Genomic DNA, 19,549 nt, shown 5'->3' with positions numbered 1-19,549 from the left:
TTCGATGTAACACAGTGAGACGGTGAAATGAACGACTACGCAGAGCACGCGAGCGTGCACGAAACGACGTCCGTCGGGCGAGTTGAACAAGCGGCTTACGGGGTCAAGCAACATCTCCCCCGGCGGCTGCGCCAGATCCTCTCGCTCGCGGACTTCGAGCGGGCGGCACGGCGCGTTCTGCCGCGTCCGCTCTACGGCTATATCTCCGGCGCAGCGGAGGACGGCATGTCGATCGCGGCGAATCGGGCTGCGTTCGAACGCTTGAAGTTCCGCACAAGAGTGCTTGTCGACGTGTCTCGTCGATCGCAGGAGACAACGATCTTCAACCACACCTACTCGTCTCCGTTCGGAATCGCTCCGGTCGGAATCAGTGCCATCTCGGCATATCGAGGCGACATTGCGTTGGCCACGGCCGCGATGGATGAAAATATCCCTGCGATCATGAGCGGCTCCTCGCTCATTCCCATGGAGGTGGTGCAGGGGGCAGCGCCTGGCACCTGGTTCCAGGCTTATCTCCCCGGCGACGCTGCGCGCCGCGACGCCTTGATCGAGCGTGTCAAGGCCGCTGGCTTCGCGACGCTCGTCCTCACAGTCGACATTCCCGTTTGGGCGAATCGCGAAAACAACGTGCGTACGGGTTTCTCGCTGCCGTTGCGCCCATCGCTGCGTCTCGCGATGGACGGCATTTCCCACCCACGCTGGCTGCTTGGCACTTTCGCCCGGACGTTGATCAATCACGGCATGCCCCACTTCGAGAACTCGTTCGCGACACGAGGGGCACCGATGCTGTCCGCTTCGGCGGTACGCGACACCACCGGACGCGACCATCTGTCATGGTCGGACATCGCAAGCATTCGTCAACGTTGGAGCGGCAATCTGGTCATCAAAGGCATCCTTCAGGCGGACGACGCGCGGCGCGCACTCGCGATTGGCGCGGACGGGATCATCGTGTCGAACCACGGTGGGCGCCAACTGGACGGGGCGGTCGAGCCGCTGTCCGTGTTGCCGCAGATTTGTGATGCCGTTGCAGACAAGACCGTCGTCATGCTGGACAGCGGGATCCGGCGAGGGGGAGATGTTCTGAAGGCGCTCGCGCTCGGTGCGCAGTTCGTATTCGCAGGGCGCCCGTTCATGTACGCCGCCGCGGTGGGCGGCGCGTCGGGTGTTCGACATGCGATCGGCCTTCTCAGGGACGAAGTCGACCGAAACATGGCGATGCTCGGCACGGTAGCGATTCGCGAGATCGATCGCACAATACTGGCGTGAACGGCGCGATCCGACCGGATAACGTGCGACCCTGCCAGTGGACGAAAGCACCGACCGCTCATAAATTCGGATTCTGTATCTAGTGGACTTCAAGAAACTACCCCCTTGCCCGTCCCGGGCGTTACATGGGAGGGGCTAGCGTACGCCGTCAGGACTGCAAGCGCATCGCTGATCGCGCTGTACATCGCGTTTTGCATGAACCTGGACGATCCGAAATGGGCTGCAATCACCGTGTGGATCGTCGCCCAGAATAGTCGCGGCATGAGCGTGTCGAAGAGCCAGTATCGGATGCTCGGAACTGCGCTGGGTGCGCTCGCAGCCCTCGTGCTCGTCGCCCTGTTTGCACAGACGCCAGAATTGTTCCTGCTGGGACTCGCCGGCTGGATTGGACCGACTTTTCCGCGTCAACGGGAAACGAACAAAATAAGCTTAGGTTATCTGTGCAATTCGATTGGCGGACGCTCAAACGGCATTCCTGCTTTGAACGCGTCAAAACGAAAAAGCAAAGAATAAAAAACTGTTTGTCGCGGCCATGCTAATCGTCCTCTAATAGAAAGCTGATCTGTTCGCTCGATTGCGAAGCAGTTTTTTTCATTGTTCATTCGGGACCGGCATGGCTGACGTCACGTATTCTCGCAACAGCCATCTCTCTTCGAACCGGCTGCATCAGCGAATTTCTAAGGGCACGCTCTACAAGTGGCTTTCGTGGATCGTGCCGCTCCTAGTGCTCGCACTATGGCAGCTCGCGTCGAGCGTCGGGCTGATTGCACCCCAGGTCCTTCCCGCCCCGAGCAAAGTCGCCACCACCGCGCTGGATCTGGCGAAAAGCGGCGATCTCTTCGTTCACCTTGGCGTTTCACTGCTGCGCGCCGCGGCGGGATTCGCGATCGGCGGCACAGTTGGACTGGTGCTCGGCGTCCTGGTCGGCTTTTCGCCGTTGGCGCAGGCCCTGCTCGATCGTTCGATCCAGATGGTTCGCGCGATTCCCTTTCTCGCGATGCTGCCGCTCGTGATCGTGTGGTTCGGTGTCGGCGAGGTGGCGAAAATTTTTCTGGTCGCACTCGCGGTGCTGTTTCCGATTTACATCAACACGATGCTGGGCATCCGGCAGATCGACCCGAAGCTGATGGAACTCGCGAAGGTGGTCGGGCTGAACTGGCGCGCGATCGTGCGACGGATCATTCTGCCCGGCGCGATGCCATCCATCCTGACCGGCGTGCGTTATGCGCTCGCTCATGCGTGGCTCGCGCTCGTCATTGCCGAAACGCTCGCCACGACCAAAGGCATCGGCTTCCTCGCGATGGATGCGCGCGAATTTCTTCAGACCAACGTGATTGTATTGACCATGATCATCTACGCGATCATCGGTGTCGTGGCCGATGCCTCCGTGCGCCTGCTCGAAGCGCACTTTCTATCGTGGCACCCGAATTACGCCAAAGGAGCGCGCAAGTGAGCGTCGATCTCGCCCTGTCCCTCGATGCTCATGATTCCGCCGTTGCCGGCGAACAAGGCAAGCTTTCGCCGCTCGCCGTATCGGTACGCGGATTGCAACGCCAGTACGGCACCCGCATCGTCATCGATGCGCTGGACCTCGACATCCGCAAAGGCGAATTCGTCGCGCTGCTCGGCGAGAGCGGCTGCGGCAAGACCACGCTGTTACGAGCGCTCGCCGGTCTCGATCTGCCGGACGCCGGCGAAATTCGTGCGCCGGAACGTCCCTCTGTAGTGTTTCAGGAGCATCGGCTGCTGCCGTGGGCGACGTTGTGGGAGAACGTCGCGCTCGGTCACGAAACAACGGTCGGCCGCGCGGGCGCCTCGCATGCGCTGGCCGAAGTCGGTCTGTCGGGCCGCGAAGACGACTGGCCGCGCAATCTCTCAGGCGGTCAGGCGCAACGTGTGGCGCTGGCGCGCAGCCTCGTGCGCGATCCCGCCTTGCTTCTGCTCGATGAGCCCTTCGCGGCCCTCGACGCACTCACGCGCATCAAGATGCACGGGCTCGTCAAGGAGCTCGTCGCGCGCCATCACCCCGGCGTGCTGCTTGTGACGCACGACGTCGACGAGGCGCTCACGCTCGCCGACCGAATTCTCGTGATGCGCTCGGGACGGATCGCCGCATCTTTTCACCCCAACCACTACGCGCCGCAAACATTGCGGCCGATCCTGCTCGACGAGCTTGGCGTTCAGACCGACTGAGCGCTTTTTCACAATCACAGCATCACTGCATTTGCGCATCACTTCAAGGACGTAAATAACGATGAACGATTCTTTGCTGAGCCGCCGCCAACTATTGCGCGCGGCGGGTGGCCTGCTGGCCGGCGCGGCAACCGCCAATCTGTTTCCGGCACGCGCAGCCGAGCCGCGCAAGCTGACCCGCAACACCGATACGGTGCGCCTCGGCTGGGGCTACGGCAGCCTGCCGGATATCGCCCGGCAGCGCGGTGTGTTCGAAAAGACGCTCGCGGCAAAAAACATCAAGGTCGAATGGGTCGGGCCGTTCCCGAATCACGCGCCGTCGATTCAGGCGGTCGTCGGCGGGAGTGCGGACTTCGGCTTCTGGGGCTCGACGACCCCCGCGCTCGCCGCGATGCTGGCCGGCTCGCCGCTCGTCTTCGTCGCGTTCGATATCTATTCGCCGCGCTCGACGGCGATCATCGTGAAGAAGTCGAGCGGCATCAATTCGGTGGCCGATCTGGCGGGACGCAAGGTCGCGGTGAACCGCTCGGGCTTGGGCGAGTTTCTGCTGATCGCCGCGCTGGAGAAACATCACGTCGACCGCAGCAAGGTCGAGTTCGTCTACCTCAATCCGCCCGACGCGGCACCGGCGTTCGCGCAAGGTGTGGTCGATGCATGGTCGATGTGGTCGCCGGCGGTGGACATCGCGCGTTACAGCAACGACGCCAAGGACATCTTCAACGAAGGGCGCGACCTCGATTTTCTGATCGACTACAGCTCGCTCGTGACGCGCCGTAAATTCGCCGAAGAGAACTCCGAGCTGGTGCGCGCGGTGATCGATGCGTACTACGTCGAAGGCGCATGGCAATCGGCGCATCCCGCCGAATCCGAACAGCTCGTGCAGAAGCAGGCCCGTTATCCGGATCAGGTGCGCGATTATCTGACGAGCCTCAAACGCGTAAATCAATTCCACGACCCCGACGACGCCGCGTTCATCGCGCAGTTCCAGCGCGCGGCCGACTGGCTCGCGGAACGCAAGATCATCAATTCGCGAATCAAGGTCGCGGACTACAGCGTCAAGGTGTGAGAGACACGCGATGGCAACCACGCTAGTTTCACCGCTGTCCGCGAGCCTTGGCTTCGGCGAGGTCATCGACGACATTGCGCTAAGTGCGGCGGAGCGCGAACACCATCATCGTTTGCCGCATGAAGAGATCGCGAGGCTCAAGGAACTGGGCTTCGGCGCGCTTCGTCTGCCCGCCCACCTCGGCGGTCATGACGCGTCGCTGAGCGGCCTTTTCGTCGTCGCGCGCGACCTTGCCGCGGCGGACTCGAATATCGCGCACGCGTTTCGCAATCATCTGTGGCTGGTCGAGGCGGCGCTGCGGCGGCGGGATCAGCCGTTGCATGCCCACGTTCTCGATCTGACGCGGCAGAAGAAAACCGTCGGCCTCAGTTTCACGAAGACCGATGCGGTGGCGGCCGGCGCGCGCCCCGGCAAGGTGCTGAGCCGGCTCGAATGGGACGAACGGCGACAAGCTTATACGGGCGAAGGCGAGAAGGTCTACGCGACCGGCAATCTCTACAACGACGCGTTTGTCGGCGTCGCCGTCGAGAGTCGCGCGGGTAGGACCGTGCAGTACGTGCTCGATCGTGGACCGGGCGTCAGCAGCGACGACGACTGGCAAGGCTTCGGCCAGCGCCTCACCGGCTCGGGCACGGCGAAGTTTCATGCCGTGAGCGTGCCCGCGCATCACCTCTATCCGACCGACCCGCCGCGCGACGACCATGCCGCGCCGTGGGGATACACCTTCCACCAGGTGTATCTGACCAACTGCATCGCCGGTATCGTGCGGCGGGTCGCGCTGGACGCCGTCGAGGTTCTGCGCGCACGGGGGCGCAACTTCTATCATGGCGACGCCGCGCATCCCGCCGACGAACCCGTGCTGCAAACCCTGCTCGGCCGGATTCGCGCGTATGCGGCGAGTGTCGAGGCGACCGCCGATCGTGCCTTGGCCTCGCTCCAGCGTGCCTGGGATGCTTCCGGCACAGCCGACGAATACGAACTGACGCTGGCTGCCACGTTCTCGGCCGCGGAAGCTAAAGTGGTGATCGACGATCTCGCGCCGCAAATCGCCAGCTGGTTGATCGATCTCGGTTCGGGCTCCGTCGTGTCACGCACGGGCGCGCTGGACCGGCACTGGCGCAACATCAAGGTGATTGCTTCGCACAATCCGCGCCTGTACAAGGAACGGCTGCTCGGTGAAAACCTGCTGACGGGAAAACTGCCGCCCACCGGCGCGTTCTTCTGATTGCATGACAGATGGTGCGCTTTTCGCGCCATCATCATTCAGCTCAGTTGGAGAGCAGCCGCCGCACGCGCGGTATTACCTCTTCGGCAAAGGCTCGCATATCGGCTTCGAACGGCTGGAATTGAAGCATGAAAAGTTCGATGCCCGCGCGATGAAACGCGGCAACGCGCTGCGCCACCGTGTCGTAATCGCCGACCAGACCGGCCGCCGTGCCTCCATTCGAGCCGACGCGCGGAGATTGCGCGAAGGTTTGATGCATCACCGCTTTCGCGTCGGTATTGGCCTTCTGCCGCTCGCGCAGAGGCTTGTCCAGATCCGCCAGCGCGAACAGATGCGCGAGGTGCGCGTCGGCCTGCGCCGCCGTTTCCCGCGCGATCACGAACGCCGACAGACCGAAGCGCAACGCGGCTTGTCCCGCCGGACGCGTACGAGCCGATACGTCCGCGATCAGGCGCGCAACGTCGTCGGGCGGCTGACCGTTGATGAACCACACGTCGCCGTGCGCCGTCACCAGGTCGCGCGCGGGCTCGGACTCGCCGCCGACATAAATCCGCGGACGCGCACGAAACGGATCGGAGGGAAGCAGCTGGTAATTCTCGAGACGGAAGTTCTCGCCCCGATGATTCACGGCTTCGCCCCGCAGCAGCGCGGAGACGACTTCAAGCCATTCGCGGCCGTATTTATAGCGCTCGTCGTGCTCGGGAAAGCCGATGCCGGCCCGTTCCAGTTCAGGACGATTCCACGCGTTGACCACGTTGATCGCGAAGCGGCCGCCGCTGATGTGCTCGATCTGCTGGGCCATTTTCGCGAGCACGACGGGGTGATAGAGATACGGCTTGATCGCCGCGATGATTTCGATGCGCGAGGTCAACGCCGCCAATGCCGCCGACGACGTCCAGGCTTCGAGCTGATCGAGAGAAGGATCGTGCGGATTGATCGTGTGCTGCGCGACGAGCACCGAGTCGTAGCCGAGGCGCTCGGCTTCGAGAACGAGGGCCTTGTTGCGGGCCCACGACGCATCATAGGGTTCGGCGGGGTCCTGCAACGCGGCGCGGCTGCCGTGCACGAGCGCCCAGATACCGAAGCGCGGAAGGTTGACTGACATCGGTTCGATCCGCGCAAACGCGGTGAAGGAAATCGGACATGGTAGCCGTGCCCGTGAGCACGGCCTTCCAATTTATATCGATATGAAACCCACGCTCCGGCATTAAGGCGCGCTCAGGCGCTCGATGCCTCGCGCTGCCACACACTCGATGCATACGCGGACTCGTCGAAATCGGCGGGCACAGGCGCGGTAAGGCGTGCCTCATGCGCAGCCAGATCGCCGAGAAACAGGTCGCGGCTGATGCGCCTGACCACGCTGGGAATATCGCGCTTCATGCTCGGCACGTCGCCCACCGGCACGCCCGCGCTCACGAAACCCGCCGGGTTGTAGACGTGGATATCGCGCAGATACGGCGCCCGCCCCGGCGTTTTCTCCAGATACTCCAGCCCGGAGCCGAGATACGGATGCGCGCCAAGCCCGTCGTCGGCATCGTCCGCGGGCGGCGTGTACTGATCGCGCCACAGGCGGATGTGCGACGCGAATTCGGCCAGTTCCGGCCGTGCCGACGGATCGATGAAGTAGCCGGTGCCCGCAATCGCGAAGTCGAACTGGAACGTCTCACCTTCCGTCGTGCGCGCGGCGATCTGCCCCGCCTCTTCGCGCGCGGACTCCCACTGCGTAGCGGGATGCAGATGAAAATTCGCGAAACGCGTGACCCGTTCGATGGAGTCGAGCGGCGCCGTCGAACCGGAACGTTTGAAGCGCAATGCCTGCGACCAGCGCACCGCATCGGGCAGGTCGAAGTAGTTGTCGTAGGCACCGGGATAGGCACGCGCGCGCGATACCGGCACGGCCGCCAGCGTCGCGCGGCGCACGAACAGATGGACGTTGGCCGCGCCCGCTTCGAGCGCCGTCGCGGCTGCATCGAAGGCGGATGCCGCGCCGCCGAGCACCGCAACCGACTTGCCGCGCAACGCGGCGAAATCGATCGCCTGCGAGGTGTGCGCGACCCGCGCCGCGGGCAGCGACGCCAGCACCTGCGGCACGAACGCACCACCGTTGCCCGCGACGCCATTGCACAACACCACCTTGCGCGCAGTCTCGACGCGCGCCTCGCCGTTCACTTCAAGATGCAGGCGGAAAGAGGTATCGAGCGACGAATCGAGCGGTTCGATCCTGACGAGGCGCGTTGCGTAGCGAATCGGAATCTCGAGAAACTCGCGATACCACGCCAGATAATCCGCCCACTGTTCGCGCGGGATACGGTCGATCTCGCGATATGACTGCGCACCGAATCGGGCTTCATACCAGGCCTGAAAACCGAGCCCCGGCAGACCGGTCTCGGGTCCCACCAGCGCCTTCGGCGTGCGCAGCTTGTTCATCCGCGCGCGAGTGCGCCAGACGCCGGCGCCCGATGCATCGGCGGCCGCGTCGATCACGCTGACGCGGCCAATGCCTGCACGCCGCAGCGCAAACGCAAAGGCGCTGCCGCTTTGCCCACCGCCGACGATCAACACGTTATGGTCGATACCCGGGCGATCCGGCACCCAGTTTTCCGGCGCCGGCCCCAACAGTTCAAGTGTGCGGCGCGCGTCGCGGTCGGGCGTTGGTGTCATCGGCGAATGTCCTGAAGACGTGAACTGTCCGGTTGCGGGGAGCCGAGCCAGAAGAGCCGCGTGACCGCAAGCACGCGCTCAATAGCGGGTTGCCTGAATCGATAGACGGGGGAAGCCAACATGATGGAATTGCCGTGAAAAGATGAAGTCCGACCATGCTAGTGACGATCGAACCCGCGCAGAAGCAATTAATTATGATTTGAATATCGCGCGATCTTCGCAGAGCAATCCCGCGGCTCACGGCGTTCGCGGATTCATATGAATAGCGGGAATTTTTATATAGCTCCGCGCTTCTGCTCTGGACTAATTTAGGTAAGGTATGCGCAGCACTGGACCCCAGCAAACCTTCGCATCCCGAATGACGAGGCACCGATAGATGTCTACTGATGAGGCGCTCACGCGCAATCAACACGAAAGCCAGTCCGCGCACAAAGCCACAGCGGCCTTTCAAACGCGCTACGGCACCGAGCAAACCGACACGCCGTTATCCGACTGGAACGACACGCTTCAGACCCTGCTCTCGCATCGCTCGGTGCGTGCTTACGATGGTCGTCCGCTGCCTGCCGGTACGCTCGAAACGCTGATCGCCGCAGCGCAATCCGCGCCCAGTTCCTCGAACCTGCAGACGTGGAGCGTCGTTGCTGTCGAAGACCCGCAACGCAAAGCGCGGCTTGCCGCGCTGGCGGCCAATCAGGAGCACATTCGCCACGCGCCGCTCTTTCTCGTCTGGCTCGCCGATCTGGCGAGGCTCGAGAGCGTGGCCGAGCGCGCCAGCGTGAAGCCCGAGGGACTGCAATATCTGGAGACGCTGCTCGTCGGCGTGATCGATGCGGCACTCGCCGCGCAGAACGCGCTGGTCGCGCTGGAGTCGCTGGGTCTCGGCTCCGTCTACATCGGCGCGATCCGCAACGCACCGGAACAGGTGGCCAAAGAATTGGCGCTGCCGCCGCACGTGCTGCCGGTATTCGGCCTGTGCGTGGGTTACTCGGACCCGGTGCGGCCTGCCGAGGTCAAGCCGCGCCTGCCGCAATCGGTGGTGCTGCATCGCGAGCAATACGATGCGCCCGCGCAGACGCAGGGCATCGCGCTCTATAACGACATCCTCGCCGGCTTCCAGGTTCGGCAGGGTCAATCCGATGCGCTCTGGACCGACCGTTCGATCGAACGCTGGCGCACGCGGGAATCACTGCATGGCCGCGATCGTTTGCGTGACGCGTTGAATGCCTTGGGGTTCGAACTGCGATGAACATTTGCAATGCCGGAGCCCGAGGACGCCCGGCATCGCAACCTCAGCGCTCAATGCTTCGCCAGCAGCTTCACCACCGCGACCATCCGGTCGACCTCGTCCGGCGTGTTGTAGAACGCGAGCGATGGCCGCACCGTCGCCTCCAGCCCGAAAGCGCCGCACGATAGGCTGCGCGCAATGCTGGCCGGCCCGTACCTCAATGCCCGCTTCGCTGCAGATTACCTTGATTTCGCGAAGAAATTTGACGGCGAGCTTGATTCAACATCGGAACACTTCGAACAGGTTCCTCACCAGGCTATGGTGCAATAGCCGACAGATCAGGTGGACAACTGCGCTAACCCAGACGAAGCGAGATACGCGATCTCATAGCCGACTCCACACTCCACCGCTCGCAGCGGCCCGGAACTAAGCGTGAAGCGCGCGACTCGCCAGTTCAGCACGTCCAGGCCGACCGCTGCTGCTACGGTATCCTCGCGGTCGGCCACCTGTGCATTGAGCTTCGTCTCTAGGTTCGCGCAACTCGCCTAAATCGGCTCCATCGGGAACATTCACATCCTCGCGGTATATCGATAGCGCCTCGACCGAGTGTTCAGCACGGACGTCGACGGGCAGCCATTTCTGTATCGGCGGGCGCCCGAACGTCTGGAGCACCGACTCAAAACGAGGCCCGGTCAAGAACTTCGTGGCAGCGCCCTCTCGCAGCCAAAGATAGATCGACGTGTAGGTATTGTGGTGCGCCCCATGCTTCCCGCGCTCACGCAACGCAAATGCTTTGAACGCGAGCTCGTCTGCGTCGTTCCAGAGCAGCCCGCGCGTGCGGCCCCGTTGGGAATCTGGTCCATGTCGTAGTCGGGGTTAGCGTACTTTTCGTGCCAAAAAATGGCGGTTAGATCCAAAAAGACTCAAAGCTCGAACGGCACGCCGACGGCGCAGCAGCTCCAGAGCCAGAACGCGACACTGCAGCAGCAGGTCACATCGTTGTCCCAGTTCATCCAGAGCCTGATCACGGCCGGCACGATTCCGGGCGCGAACATTCCGGTGGGTGGCGGTACGGCGACGACACCGACTGTGACGGCGACCTTTGACCCGGCTGCGCTGCCTTCAGGGATGGATCTCAAGAACAGCAACGCAACGGTCGTTGCGACGGTGAACGCATGGCAGACTGCCCGGACGACCTACGGCCAGTCGCCGGTCTTCTCTATGCAGAAGCGACCTACGCACGCCTCACAGTTGCAGTTGGCTTCGGTCTGCCGAACCCTCATGCACCCGTGTTCGTCCTGACGTATGCAGCACGCGAGGGATTCCAGCCCGTGCAGATCCTGGATCTCATCTCCCGCAAGCGCATCCTCGGCTTCAATCCAGCCCTCCCAGGCTTTCAGGTAAACGCGGATGGTCTGACCGTTTCGACCTTCGCCGTTATCGGCGAAGAGTTCCTCAAAGCGGAGGCGCGGTAGCATGTCCTCGGTTACCCCAAGTACACCAAAGCGGGCGCACCAGTCCGATTTCGGTAGTGCGGCATGTGCTGCCGCGAGCAGCAGGACTCTCGCGGACGGGGACTCGTACCCCACAGTCGGGGTCATCCGTTCATCGCACTACCGCGATGAAAAAGCCGGCGGCGGGCATGGCCCTTCGCCGGCTTCGTGGCGCTGATAGTGACAGCAAAGGCTTAGGTCTCCAGCTTCGCATCCATCGTAATCGTCGCGTTCAGTACCTTCGACACCGGGCAACCGGCCTTCGCGTCCGCGGTGGCCTTGTCGAACGCGGCCTTGTCTCCGCCCGGAATCTTCACGGTGACGTCGAGATGCACCGCGGTGATCGTGAAGCCGCCGCCGTCCTTGTCGAGCGTGACGGTGGCCGTGGTGCCGATCCGCTCCGGCGTGATATTGGCCTTGCCCAGCTCCGCCGACAACGCCATCGAGAAACACCCCGCATGCGCGGCCGCGATCAGCTCTTCCGGATTCGTGCCGATGCCGTCCGCGAAGCGCGTCGCGAACGAGTATTGGGTGTCCTTCAGGACGCCGCTGTCGGTGGAAATCGAGCCCTTACCGTTCTGCAGGCCGCCTTGCCAGACTGCCGATGCCTTGCGCTTCATCGCTCTCTCCTGTTTATGCCTTGCCGCGCACGCTGCTCGACCGAAAATGATGCCCGCCGCGGCGGTCCGCCCGGATGTGTCCGCGCCTGGGCATCGGTCGCAGGTGCCGCGCGGCTTGCAGGCGCGGGCGTGGACCGGCTTTCATCATAGGCGTTTCCGTGTTTCGGCGCGGACAAGCGCCCTTTTCACTATTTCAGAACTTGAAACAATATTTCACCAGAAAGCCGCTTTTTTGCCGACCTCGTAAGAAATAGACTGCGTTCAACGGATCGGGAAACGCAATTAAAGCCGGTCCACCACACAATCAATTGGAGGTCGTTATGAAATCGCTTCTTTCCGCAGTTGTCGTCGCATCCGCTCTTATCGTTCCGGCAGTGTCGTTCGCCCAGCAGGCTAACGGTCCGATCACGCGCGCTCAGGTGCGCGCCGAACTCGTAGCCGCTCAAAAAGCGGGCCTTCTGAACCAGAACGACACCACGTATCCGAAGGCCGTGCCGCAGGACTCGACGATCGTCACCGCATCGGCGCAGGGTACGCAGGACGTCGGCGGCGCGAAGGCCAGTTCGTCGGACGCAGGCGCGCCGGCAACAGTGCAGCAACGTCTGTTTTCGACGTATCGCGGTAACTAAAGGGTGGTAACTAACTGTGCTGACTGAGCGTGCTAACTGAGCGTGCTGGCAGTTAAGGCAGCACGCAGTAAAAAAGCCCCGGTTGCGAAGTTCGGCAACCGGGGCTTTTTTTCGTTGGCGCGCGCGGCGCTACTGCGCGGCCGCTCGTCAGTAAAAGCGCTATTCGGGAAACGGCAGGCTTTCCTGTCCCACTGCGCGCATGTCGAACACGTTCAGCGTCATCGCGACCAGCGCGTAGTAGCCGAGCAGGCCGACCAGGTTGATCACGACCTGATGCCCGAACCGCCCGACCGCCTGCGCATACGTCGCGTCCGATACGCGCTTGGTCTCATACAGTTCGCTTGCGAAGTCGTAGATCAGCGCGTCGTCGGTATCGGCGAATTCGGGGCGGCGCCCCTGGCGGATCGTCTCGGCGTCCGCAACGCCCACGCCCGCCTGCAGCGCGATCGGATAGTGGATGTACCACTCCGCCTGAGCCTGCCAGCGCGAAGCGGTCACCAGAATCGCGAGTTCCGACAGCCGCAGCGGCAGCCCGGTCTGGTAGCGGCAAAACGCGCCGAGGCGTTGCGCGTGCTGCGCGAGTTCCGGGCTGTGAATCCAGCCGAGGAACGGCCCGTTCAGGTTGCCGCGCGGGCCGGACAGGATTTCGTCGAGCACCGCCTTCTGCTCGGGCGTGGCGGCGGACGTGTCGAAGTGAGGCAAGCGCTCGGTCATCATCGTTCTCGCTAAGGGCAATGGGTTGGACTGCTTAGACGGCGGCGAGCGACGCGCCGATCGCATCGTCGAGGCGGCTGACGATTTCGTCGATGTCGCGCGCCGTGCAGATGAACGGCGGCGCGATCAGCACATGGTCGCCGCTCTTGCCGTCGACGGTGCCGCCCATCGGATACACCATCAGGCCGCGCGCGAACGCTTCGCGTTTGATCGTTGCGTGCAGTTTCAGTTTGGCGTCGAACGGCTCTTTGGTAACGCGATCCTTCACGAGTTCGACACCGACGAACAAGCCGCGCCCGCGCACGTCGCCGATATGCGCATGCTGCGCATACAGTTCGCGCAGCCGGCCGCGCAACTGCTCGCCACGCGCCTGCACGTTCGCCAGCAGATTGTCTTCCGCGATCACGCGCTGCACTTCGAGCGCGGCCGCGCACGCGGTCGCATGGCCGATATAGGTGTGACCGTGCTGAAAGAAGCCGGAGCCGCCGACGATCGTCTGATAGATGCGGTCGCTGACCAGTGTCGCGCCGATCGGCTGATAACCCGCGCCAAGGCCCTTGGCGATCGTCAGCATATCCGGCGCCGCGCCGTCTTCGTCGCAGGCGAACAGATAGCCGGTGCGGCCCATGCCCGACATGATTTCGTCGAGAATCAGCAGCACGCCGTAGCGGTCGCACACCGCGCGGATCTTGCGGAAGTATTCGCGCACCGGCGGCACCGCGCCCGCCGTGGCGCCGACCACCGTTTCCGCGACGAATGCGGCGACCGTGTCCGCGCCGAGTTCGAGAATCTTCCGCTCGAGTTCATCGGCCAGACGCTGCGCGAACGCTTCTTCGCTTTCGTCCGCGCGCTGTTCGCGATACGCGTAGCACGGGCTCACGTGATGCGCTTCGATCAGGATCGGCAGGAACGGTTCGCGGCGCCATGCATTGCCGCCGATCGCGAGCGCGCCGAGCGTGTTGCCGTGATAGCTCTGCCGACGCGCGATGAAATGACGCCGCTGCGTCTCGCCCTTCTCGACGAAATACTGACGCGCGAGCTTCAGCGCCGCCTCGATCGCCTCCGAGCCGCCCGACCCGAAATACACGTGCTCCAGTCCGGCCGGCGCGCTCGCAACGAGCCGGTCGGCCAATTCCTCGGCCGGCTCCGTCGTGAAGAACGACGTGTGCGCGTACGGCAGCTGTTGCGCCTGCCGCTTGATCGCGTCGATTACGCGCTGGTTGCTGTGGCCGAGGCACGACACGGCGGCGCCGCCCGACGCGTCGATATAGCGCTTGCCCGTGGAGTCGATGATTTCGATGCCGTCGCCCGCGACGGCCACCGGCAAGGACTGCTTCGGAGAACGATGAAAAACGTTGGTCATGATGTTCAGCTCCTGCTGATGGAGGTGCGGACTGAAACGCAGGCCGGCTCGGGCGTCGCGCACGCGATGAAAGTGTCGAACACGCATTGCCGCTGGCGATACGCGTTCATCCACACGCCCGCGCTGCCGATTTCGAACAGCGCGGGCGCCTAAGGTGTTTTCGTCGTCGGAACGGTGCGGGTTGTCGCTGCCTCGACGCCACGGGCCGCACCGATAATCAACAATCGGTACGTAGTTATACGCCTACACAACATTTGTTGTCAAACGTTGTTGGATGGCACCAGGTGGAGCGCGGCGTGCGTCACGCAATCGTTCAAGGCACGTATGCGCCCTTCGCGTGCAGCGATTGTTCGGCGAGCGCGAGTTGTTCGAGCGCATCAGCGCCTTCGAGCGCGAGCAGATGCGCGACCAGCGCTTCGGTGATCGCGGTGGCGGCCACCAGCGACGGAAAGAACGACGGGCTTTCGTGCGAGAAGATCAACACCTTGTCGGCGTTCAGCGCGATCGGCGACACCGCGCTGTCGGTGATGGCGATCAGCTTGCTGCCTTTTTCGAGCGCAGCCTCGGCGACGCGCGCGGCTTCGACCGAATACGGCGCGAAGCTGATGACGATGGTCGCGCTGTCGCGCTCGATCGTGCGCAGCTGCATTTCTAGCGTGCCGGCCTCGCCGTTGAGCAGCGACACCGACGGCCGAAACAGCCGGTAACCATAGACGAGGCCGAACGCCACCGGGTAACACGAGCGGAAGCCCGCCACGTGCACGTGCGGCGCGCGCCGCAACACCCGCGCGGCCTCGACGATCACGCGACCGTTATGCGCGGCGGTCGTTTCGAGATTGTGCTGTTGCGCGGCGAGCAGGTCGTTCGCGAGCGCATCTTTCGATTTGACCATCGAGCGCGCCCGGCTCGTCAACGGCTCGGGCCGCGTGCGCACGCGCGCGACGAACAGATCGCGCAATTCGTTCCAGCCGGGAAAACCCAGTTGCTGCGACAGCCGCACCAGCGACGCCGGCTGCACCTGCGCGCGCTCGGCGACCTTACGCATCGACGACACCGCGACCTCGTCGGGATGATCGAGCAGGAATCCCGCGCCCATCTGGAACTGCGGGCTCAGTTCGGGGAAGCGTGCCCGGATCAGGGCGACGAGCTGATCGAAGCTGTCTGGCATGTTGAGGTGGCGCGACGCCGGGGTAAGAGATGACAACAAATGTTACCACCGGGTACGCACATTTCAACGCAGTGAAGGCAGCCGCCGACGGGGCTCGACGCCTCGATTGCACCGGCATCGGCTAGCCTTCCCGAGGCGGCGGAAGACGAAACGCAGCCCAGGTTTATCCGGCCCGACGCGGGGCAATTTGTCCTTCATTATCTGGGATCTTTCCTACTATGAGAAATTGAAACGATCCGCGTATGACGGAGGGGCGCCGCGCTGCCCGCCCATACGGACAAGCCGATGAAGACCAACGGAGTAGTCAGGTTCGCGGAATTCGAACTCGACATCGAGCGCTACGAGTTAAAGCGCGCCGGCGACGAAGTCCGCCTCGAACATCTGCCGATGGAACTGCTGATTCTGCTCGCGTCGCGTAAGGGCGAGGCGGTCTCGCGCGCGGACATCATCGATGCGTTGTGGAGCCCTGGAAGCTTTCACGATACCGACAATGGCATTAACACCGCGATCTACAAGATCCGTCTCGCACTGGGCGACGATCCGATTGCGCCTCGCCACGTGAAAACGATTAAAGGCAAAGGGTACAGGCTGGACGGCATCAGCAGGCCCGACGAGCCGGTAGCTGCGGCAGCACAGCCGGTGCGCGTGATGGTGCTGCCGTTCGACAACATGACGGGCGATAAGAATCAGGACGTCCTCTGCGAAGCGCTCGCTGCCGAAATATCCGCCACGCTCGGAAATGCAGGCGCGGAGCGGCTTGCCGTGATCGCGCGAACGACCGCCGCGTACTACCGTCGCGCGGGCAAGAGCATCGCCGAAATCGCGAGGGAATTGAGGCTTGACTACGTGCTCGAAGGATCATTGATGCGCGAGGGCCGTCGCTTTCGAATCCTTGCCCAACTTATCCGCTGCGCGGACCAGACGCAGATCTGGAGCCACGCCTATGAGCCGGCCTCGGCGGGCGCGCTAAGCAACTTGCAGCAACTCGGCGCGGCGCTCGCCGCCGAGGTCACGCCTACCTTGACGCGGCATCAGCTGACCGCGCTCGCGCGACGCTTGCCCGTCGTGCCCGAGGCTCACGACGCATATCTGCGCGGTCGCTACTACTGGTATCGACGCGTCCATTTCGATCCATGTTTTTCGGCCACGCATGCGCTCAGCGGCGAGGACTTTTTTCGCAGCCATAGCTACTTCGAGAGTGCCGTCGAGCACGATCCGGCGTATGCGCTTGGCTACGCGGGCCTCGCGCTTTTCCATGGTGCAACCGTCGTGCATGGCTTCGATCCACCGGCGCAAGGCTGGCCGCTCGCGCGTACCGCGGCCGAGCGTGCGCTCGAACTCGACCCCGAGTTGCCCGAAGCCCATCATGCGATGGCGGCGGTCCACTATTTCTACGACTGGGACTGGCCGAAGGCAGAAGCGGAGTTTTTGCGTGCGCTGCATCTCAATCCGAGTCATCCGGAAGCCAATCGCCTCTATGCACGCATGTTGATGGCTCTCGGCCGCGACGCTGAAGGCCAGGTGCTGAAAAAGCGCGCTGAACAGGTCGATCCATTCGCGTTTCAGGGCTCGCGAGCTTTCGATCTGATTCTGTCAGGTAATCACCAGCAGGCGATGCGCGAATGCTTCAGCCGCGCGACGGACGAGCGCGCTCCGCTGATGTACCAGCTAATCGCGACCGCGTTCGAGGTGAAGGGATTGCTCAAGGAGTCGGTGGACGCGACGGTCGAAGCGCTGATCCGCTGTAACGAACTACCGCGCTCCCAGACGATTCGCGAGTGTTGGGACAGCGGCGGCCATGACGCGGTACTGCAATGGCTGCGTACGGATCTGCTGTCGCGCTATCGCGAAAGCTACACGTCTCCGTTGTTGCTCGCTGAGATCCACGCGCGTCTGGGGCAACCTGAGGACATGTTCCACTGGCTTGACGTCGCGCTCGATGATCGCTCATCGCGGCTCTGCGAGTTGCGCACGAATCCGTGGTTCGAGCGCTGGCGGTCGAGCGGCCGGTTCGACAGCCTCGAAAAGCAGATCGGCGTCTGAACCCATACAGCGCGGCTGATATCGACGGCGTCCAGGCGCCCAACTCCGACCTGCTGGTGAAGAGTTCGTGGGAACAAGAATTAAGGTTCTCTCTAGCCTCGGTCTATTTGCCCGCCCGGGCTATCGGCGCAAGATCGGGTTCACGGCGTGCGCCGATCGACCATTCGTGTCAAACGCCCGTCCGCCCCGGCCGGCGGAACTTGCGGTACACCGCAGCCGCCATCCTGTTCCACTGTCAGGAGATAGCAAAATGAAACTGCTGAGAATGGCCGCGGCCGGCGCCGCTGCGGCCCTTGCATTGGTTGGGACCGCCGCTCATGCGCAAACGCAGGCCCAGACCACGGCCGAGATGTCGCAGCCCGTCGCCGACCAGAACACCCTTACCGCCGTCGGCGGCTCGCCGGCGGGCCAAACCGCCATGGGCGCTCCCATGGGCAAGACCCGCGATCAGGTTTATCGCGAGATGGTCGAGTCGCAGCGCAACGGCGACGCACAGCGCATCCAGGATCTGTACAAACAGCCATAAGAGCATTGCGCAACCTGCACGCGAGGCTGGCTCGCCCGGTGATTCCATCCGCCCGGCTCGATCGATACGCGCCGGGCGGGTTGCGCGGTCACTGGCCACCATTGAACAGTTCCTTCTCGCGTCGCTGAGCTTCGGGATCGTGTTGCCACTCGATGGTCTCGCGACGAACCTGATCGCGGGTCTTGCCGATTGGTGCACCCATAGCGCTTTGCGGCCCAGGTGAGCCGCCGACGGCGGTAAGCGTGTTCTGGTCGGCGACGGGCGGCGAGGTGTCGGCGGTGGCCTGCGCCTGCGCGTAAGCGGAGGTACCGACAAACGCAAAAGCCGCGGCCGCGGCGGCCACGGAGATTCCAGACAGTTTCATTTCGCTTCTCCGGAATAGTGAAGAAGGATGGCGGCTGCGGTGGGTCCGCAAGCATGGCCGGTCGGGGCGGGCGGAGATTCGGCGCCAATGGCCGGTCGGCGCACGCCTTGACGGCGATATTGCGCCGATAGCACGTGCGGTCAAATAGACGGTGGCTAGAGAGGCCCTTAATTTTCGATCGGCAGTGGGGGCTGATGTCGCCGCCCGCTCTGCGTTGCGTCAGCGCTTCACCAGCGCTTGCCGATGCGCGTCGACGAAGTCAGCCATGCTGTTGAAGCGGAAGTCTATGTTCGGCTGCGAGCCCGGGTCCATCGTCGCGCCGAAGCCCGGCTGCGAATGACGCCGGTAAATCCAGCACGACGCCAGCCCGAACCCGTTTGCGGGCTTGTGGTCATGGAAAAGGCTTTCTGCGGTGTGCAGGATTTTTTCCTTCCTGATGCCCCGCTGATCGAGCTTCTGCAGCATGTACTCGAAATTGCGCGGCGACGGCTTGTAGGAGCCGACGTCCTCCGCCGTGATGATCGCATCGAACTCAACCTGTAGCCTCGCGTTGCTGTAGGTGAAACTTTGGTTGTCGATGTTCGACAGGATGATCAGCTTGTAGTGCCGCTTCAGATATTGCAGCGCGGCTGCCGAATCGGGGAATGCCGGCCAGTTTCTGATCGACTGGCCGTACGCCACGCATTCTTCGTGGGTGTGGGGCAGGCTCCACTCTTCTGCCATGCGCTTATACACGATGGACAGCAGTTCCTGATAACGCTTCGCGGGCGTGAAGATCTGCTGCGACGACTCGTGGCGAGCGTGGGCTTCGAGAACCTGGTCACGCGTGAGCGGCGTCCTCGCTCGCTCCAGCAGAGGCTTCAGGGCTTCAAAGATGCCACTCTCCCAGTCGATCAAGGTGCCGTAGCAGTCAAAAGTCAGTGCATCGAAATCGGTCAGTTTCACGACTCCTCCTGTCAGATGTCCATGATGAAGACCACAGTGGATTGAGCA

At 63.1% G+C, this 19,549-nt stretch carries 20 protein-coding genes and 3 pseudogenes; 13 read left to right on the top strand and 10 right to left on the bottom strand.

The features are described from left to right. Nucleotides 1-27: 27 nt before the first annotated feature. From AB3X89_RS13425 to AB3X89_RS13400, 6 genes and pseudogenes are all read left to right on the top strand, one after another. The gene (locus AB3X89_RS13425) at nucleotides 28-1,266 is read left to right on the top strand and encodes an alpha-hydroxy acid oxidase (RefSeq protein WP_368583714.1); all 1,239 of its coding nucleotides are present in this window, start codon (nucleotides 28-30) and stop codon (nucleotides 1,264-1,266) included. 135 nt (nucleotides 1,267-1,401) lie between these two features. Further along, nucleotides 1,402-1,656 (top strand): annotated as a pseudogene (locus AB3X89_RS13420) (FUSC family protein); the annotation flags it as partial. 223 nt (nucleotides 1,657-1,879) lie between these two features. Further along, a complete protein-coding gene (locus tag AB3X89_RS13415) occupies nucleotides 1,880-2,719 on the top strand; it encodes an ABC transporter permease subunit (protein WP_368583713.1) in 840 nt (279 codons plus the stop codon). Nucleotides 2,720-2,733: 14 nt separating this feature from the next. Next, nucleotides 2,734-3,459, top strand: coding sequence for an ABC transporter ATP-binding protein (locus AB3X89_RS13410; RefSeq protein ID WP_368583815.1), 726 nt, complete (start codon nucleotides 2,734-2,736; stop codon nucleotides 3,457-3,459). A gap of 61 nt (nucleotides 3,460-3,520) precedes the next feature. Beyond that, entirely contained in the window at nucleotides 3,521-4,525 is a 1,005-nt protein-coding gene (locus AB3X89_RS13405) for an NrtA/SsuA/CpmA family ABC transporter substrate-binding protein (protein WP_368583712.1), read from the top strand. A gap of 10 nt (nucleotides 4,526-4,535) precedes the next feature. Then, entirely contained in the window at nucleotides 4,536-5,750 is a 1,215-nt protein-coding gene (locus AB3X89_RS13400) for an acyl-CoA dehydrogenase family protein (RefSeq protein WP_368583711.1), read from the top strand. A gap of 43 nt (nucleotides 5,751-5,793) precedes the next feature. On the opposite strand, the gene AB3X89_RS13395 is transcribed toward AB3X89_RS13400, so the two are convergent. Both AB3X89_RS13395 and AB3X89_RS13390 read right to left on the bottom strand, forming a co-directional pair. Continuing rightward, nucleotides 5,794-6,855 carry an LLM class flavin-dependent oxidoreductase gene (locus AB3X89_RS13395; RefSeq protein ID WP_368583710.1) on the bottom strand — a complete coding sequence of 354 codons (1,062 nt, stop codon included), beginning with the start codon at nucleotides 6,853-6,855 and terminating at the stop codon, nucleotides 5,794-5,796. 113 nt (nucleotides 6,856-6,968) lie between these two features. Further along, nucleotides 6,969-8,411: a SidA/IucD/PvdA family monooxygenase gene (locus AB3X89_RS13390; RefSeq protein ID WP_368583709.1), complete on the bottom strand. Its 1,443-nt coding sequence runs from the start codon at nucleotides 8,409-8,411 to the stop codon at nucleotides 6,969-6,971. A gap of 376 nt (nucleotides 8,412-8,787) precedes the next feature. On the opposite strand from AB3X89_RS13390, the gene AB3X89_RS13385 reads away from it, so the two are divergent. Then, the gene (locus AB3X89_RS13385) at nucleotides 8,788-9,657 is read left to right on the top strand and encodes an NADPH-dependent oxidoreductase (protein WP_368583708.1); all 870 of its coding nucleotides are present in this window, start codon (nucleotides 8,788-8,790) and stop codon (nucleotides 9,655-9,657) included. Between the two features lie 50 nt (nucleotides 9,658-9,707). Here AB3X89_RS13385 and AB3X89_RS13380 read toward each other — a convergent pair. Both AB3X89_RS13380 and AB3X89_RS13375 read right to left on the bottom strand, forming a co-directional pair. Further along, nucleotides 9,708-9,870: pseudogene (locus tag AB3X89_RS13380) on the bottom strand (aminotransferase class V-fold PLP-dependent enzyme); the annotation flags it as partial. 192 nt (nucleotides 9,871-10,062) lie between these two features. Then, nucleotides 10,063-10,473 (bottom strand): annotated as a pseudogene (locus AB3X89_RS13375) (DUF4865 family protein); the annotation flags it as partial. Between the two features lie 63 nt (nucleotides 10,474-10,536). Here AB3X89_RS13375 and AB3X89_RS13370 point away from each other — a divergent pair. Together AB3X89_RS13370 and AB3X89_RS13365 are read left to right on the top strand one after the other, a co-directional pair. Beyond that, nucleotides 10,537-10,938: a hypothetical protein gene (locus AB3X89_RS13370; protein ID WP_368583707.1), complete on the top strand. Its 402-nt coding sequence runs from the start codon at nucleotides 10,537-10,539 to the stop codon at nucleotides 10,936-10,938. A 29-nt stretch (nucleotides 10,939-10,967) separates the two neighbouring features. Next, nucleotides 10,968-11,111 carry a hypothetical protein gene (locus AB3X89_RS13365; protein ID WP_368583706.1) on the top strand — a complete coding sequence of 48 codons (144 nt, stop codon included), beginning with the start codon at nucleotides 10,968-10,970 and terminating at the stop codon, nucleotides 11,109-11,111. 212 nt (nucleotides 11,112-11,323) lie between these two features. Here the strand turns inward: AB3X89_RS13365 and AB3X89_RS13360 are convergent, their stop codons facing one another. Next, nucleotides 11,324-11,749: an OsmC family protein gene (locus tag AB3X89_RS13360; protein ID WP_013091854.1), complete on the bottom strand. Its 426-nt coding sequence runs from the start codon at nucleotides 11,747-11,749 to the stop codon at nucleotides 11,324-11,326. Between the two features lie 320 nt (nucleotides 11,750-12,069). Between AB3X89_RS13360 and AB3X89_RS13355 the strand changes: the two genes are divergently transcribed. Continuing rightward, nucleotides 12,070-12,378, top strand: coding sequence for a DUF4148 domain-containing protein (locus tag AB3X89_RS13355; RefSeq protein WP_368583705.1), 309 nt, complete (start codon nucleotides 12,070-12,072; stop codon nucleotides 12,376-12,378). A 159-nt stretch (nucleotides 12,379-12,537) separates the two neighbouring features. On the opposite strand, the gene AB3X89_RS13350 is transcribed toward AB3X89_RS13355, so the two are convergent. Together AB3X89_RS13350 and AB3X89_RS13345 are read right to left on the bottom strand one after the other, a co-directional pair. Further along, nucleotides 12,538-13,092: a carboxymuconolactone decarboxylase family protein gene (locus tag AB3X89_RS13350; protein ID WP_368583814.1), complete on the bottom strand. Its 555-nt coding sequence runs from the start codon at nucleotides 13,090-13,092 to the stop codon at nucleotides 12,538-12,540. Nucleotides 13,093-13,126: 34 nt separating this feature from the next. Continuing rightward, the gene (locus AB3X89_RS13345) at nucleotides 13,127-14,455 is read right to left on the bottom strand and encodes an aspartate aminotransferase family protein (RefSeq protein ID WP_368583704.1); all 1,329 of its coding nucleotides are present in this window, start codon (nucleotides 14,453-14,455) and stop codon (nucleotides 13,127-13,129) included. On the opposite strand from AB3X89_RS13345, the gene AB3X89_RS13340 reads away from it, so the two are divergent. Then, a complete protein-coding gene (locus AB3X89_RS13340; protein ID WP_368583703.1) occupies nucleotides 14,438-14,608 on the top strand; it encodes a hypothetical protein in 171 nt (56 codons plus the stop codon). The two genes, AB3X89_RS13345 and AB3X89_RS13340, sit on opposite strands and share 18 nt — an antisense overlap. 160 nt (nucleotides 14,609-14,768) lie before the next feature. Here AB3X89_RS13340 and AB3X89_RS13335 read toward each other — a convergent pair whose 3' ends face one another. Continuing rightward, nucleotides 14,769-15,623 carry a MurR/RpiR family transcriptional regulator gene (locus AB3X89_RS13335; protein ID WP_368583702.1) on the bottom strand — a complete coding sequence of 285 codons (855 nt, stop codon included), beginning with the start codon at nucleotides 15,621-15,623 and terminating at the stop codon, nucleotides 14,769-14,771. Between the two features lie 285 nt (nucleotides 15,624-15,908). Here AB3X89_RS13335 and AB3X89_RS13330 point away from each other — a divergent pair, with 285 nt between their 5' ends. After that, complete coding sequence (locus AB3X89_RS13330; RefSeq protein WP_368583701.1) at nucleotides 15,909-17,666, top strand: winged helix-turn-helix domain-containing protein; 1,758 nt, start codon at nucleotides 15,909-15,911, stop codon at nucleotides 17,664-17,666. A 250-nt stretch (nucleotides 17,667-17,916) separates the two neighbouring features. Further along, nucleotides 17,917-18,192, top strand: a complete 276-nt coding sequence (locus AB3X89_RS13325; RefSeq protein ID WP_368583700.1) for a hypothetical protein — start codon at nucleotides 17,917-17,919, stop codon at nucleotides 18,190-18,192. 88 nt (nucleotides 18,193-18,280) lie between these two features. Here the strand turns inward: AB3X89_RS13325 and AB3X89_RS13320 are convergent, their stop codons facing one another. Together AB3X89_RS13320 and AB3X89_RS13315 are read right to left on the bottom strand one after the other, a co-directional pair. After that, on the bottom strand, nucleotides 18,281-18,556 hold the full coding sequence (locus AB3X89_RS13320; protein WP_368583699.1) for a hypothetical protein: 276 nt from the start codon (nucleotides 18,554-18,556) through the stop codon (nucleotides 18,281-18,283). A gap of 219 nt (nucleotides 18,557-18,775) precedes the next feature. Then, complete coding sequence (locus tag AB3X89_RS13315; protein ID WP_368583698.1) at nucleotides 18,776-19,501, bottom strand: haloacid dehalogenase type II; 726 nt, start codon at nucleotides 19,499-19,501, stop codon at nucleotides 18,776-18,778. Between the last annotated feature and the right edge of the window lie 48 nt (nucleotides 19,502-19,549).

Origin of the sequence: Paraburkholderia sp. BR14320 (assembly GCF_040948665.1) — a bacterium.
In the GTDB taxonomy this organism is placed as follows: Bacteria; Pseudomonadota; Gammaproteobacteria; order Burkholderiales; family Burkholderiaceae; genus Paraburkholderia; species Paraburkholderia youngii.
The sequence above is the reverse complement of the archived record's forward strand: the minus strand, read 5'-3'. Positions and strand labels throughout refer to the sequence as shown.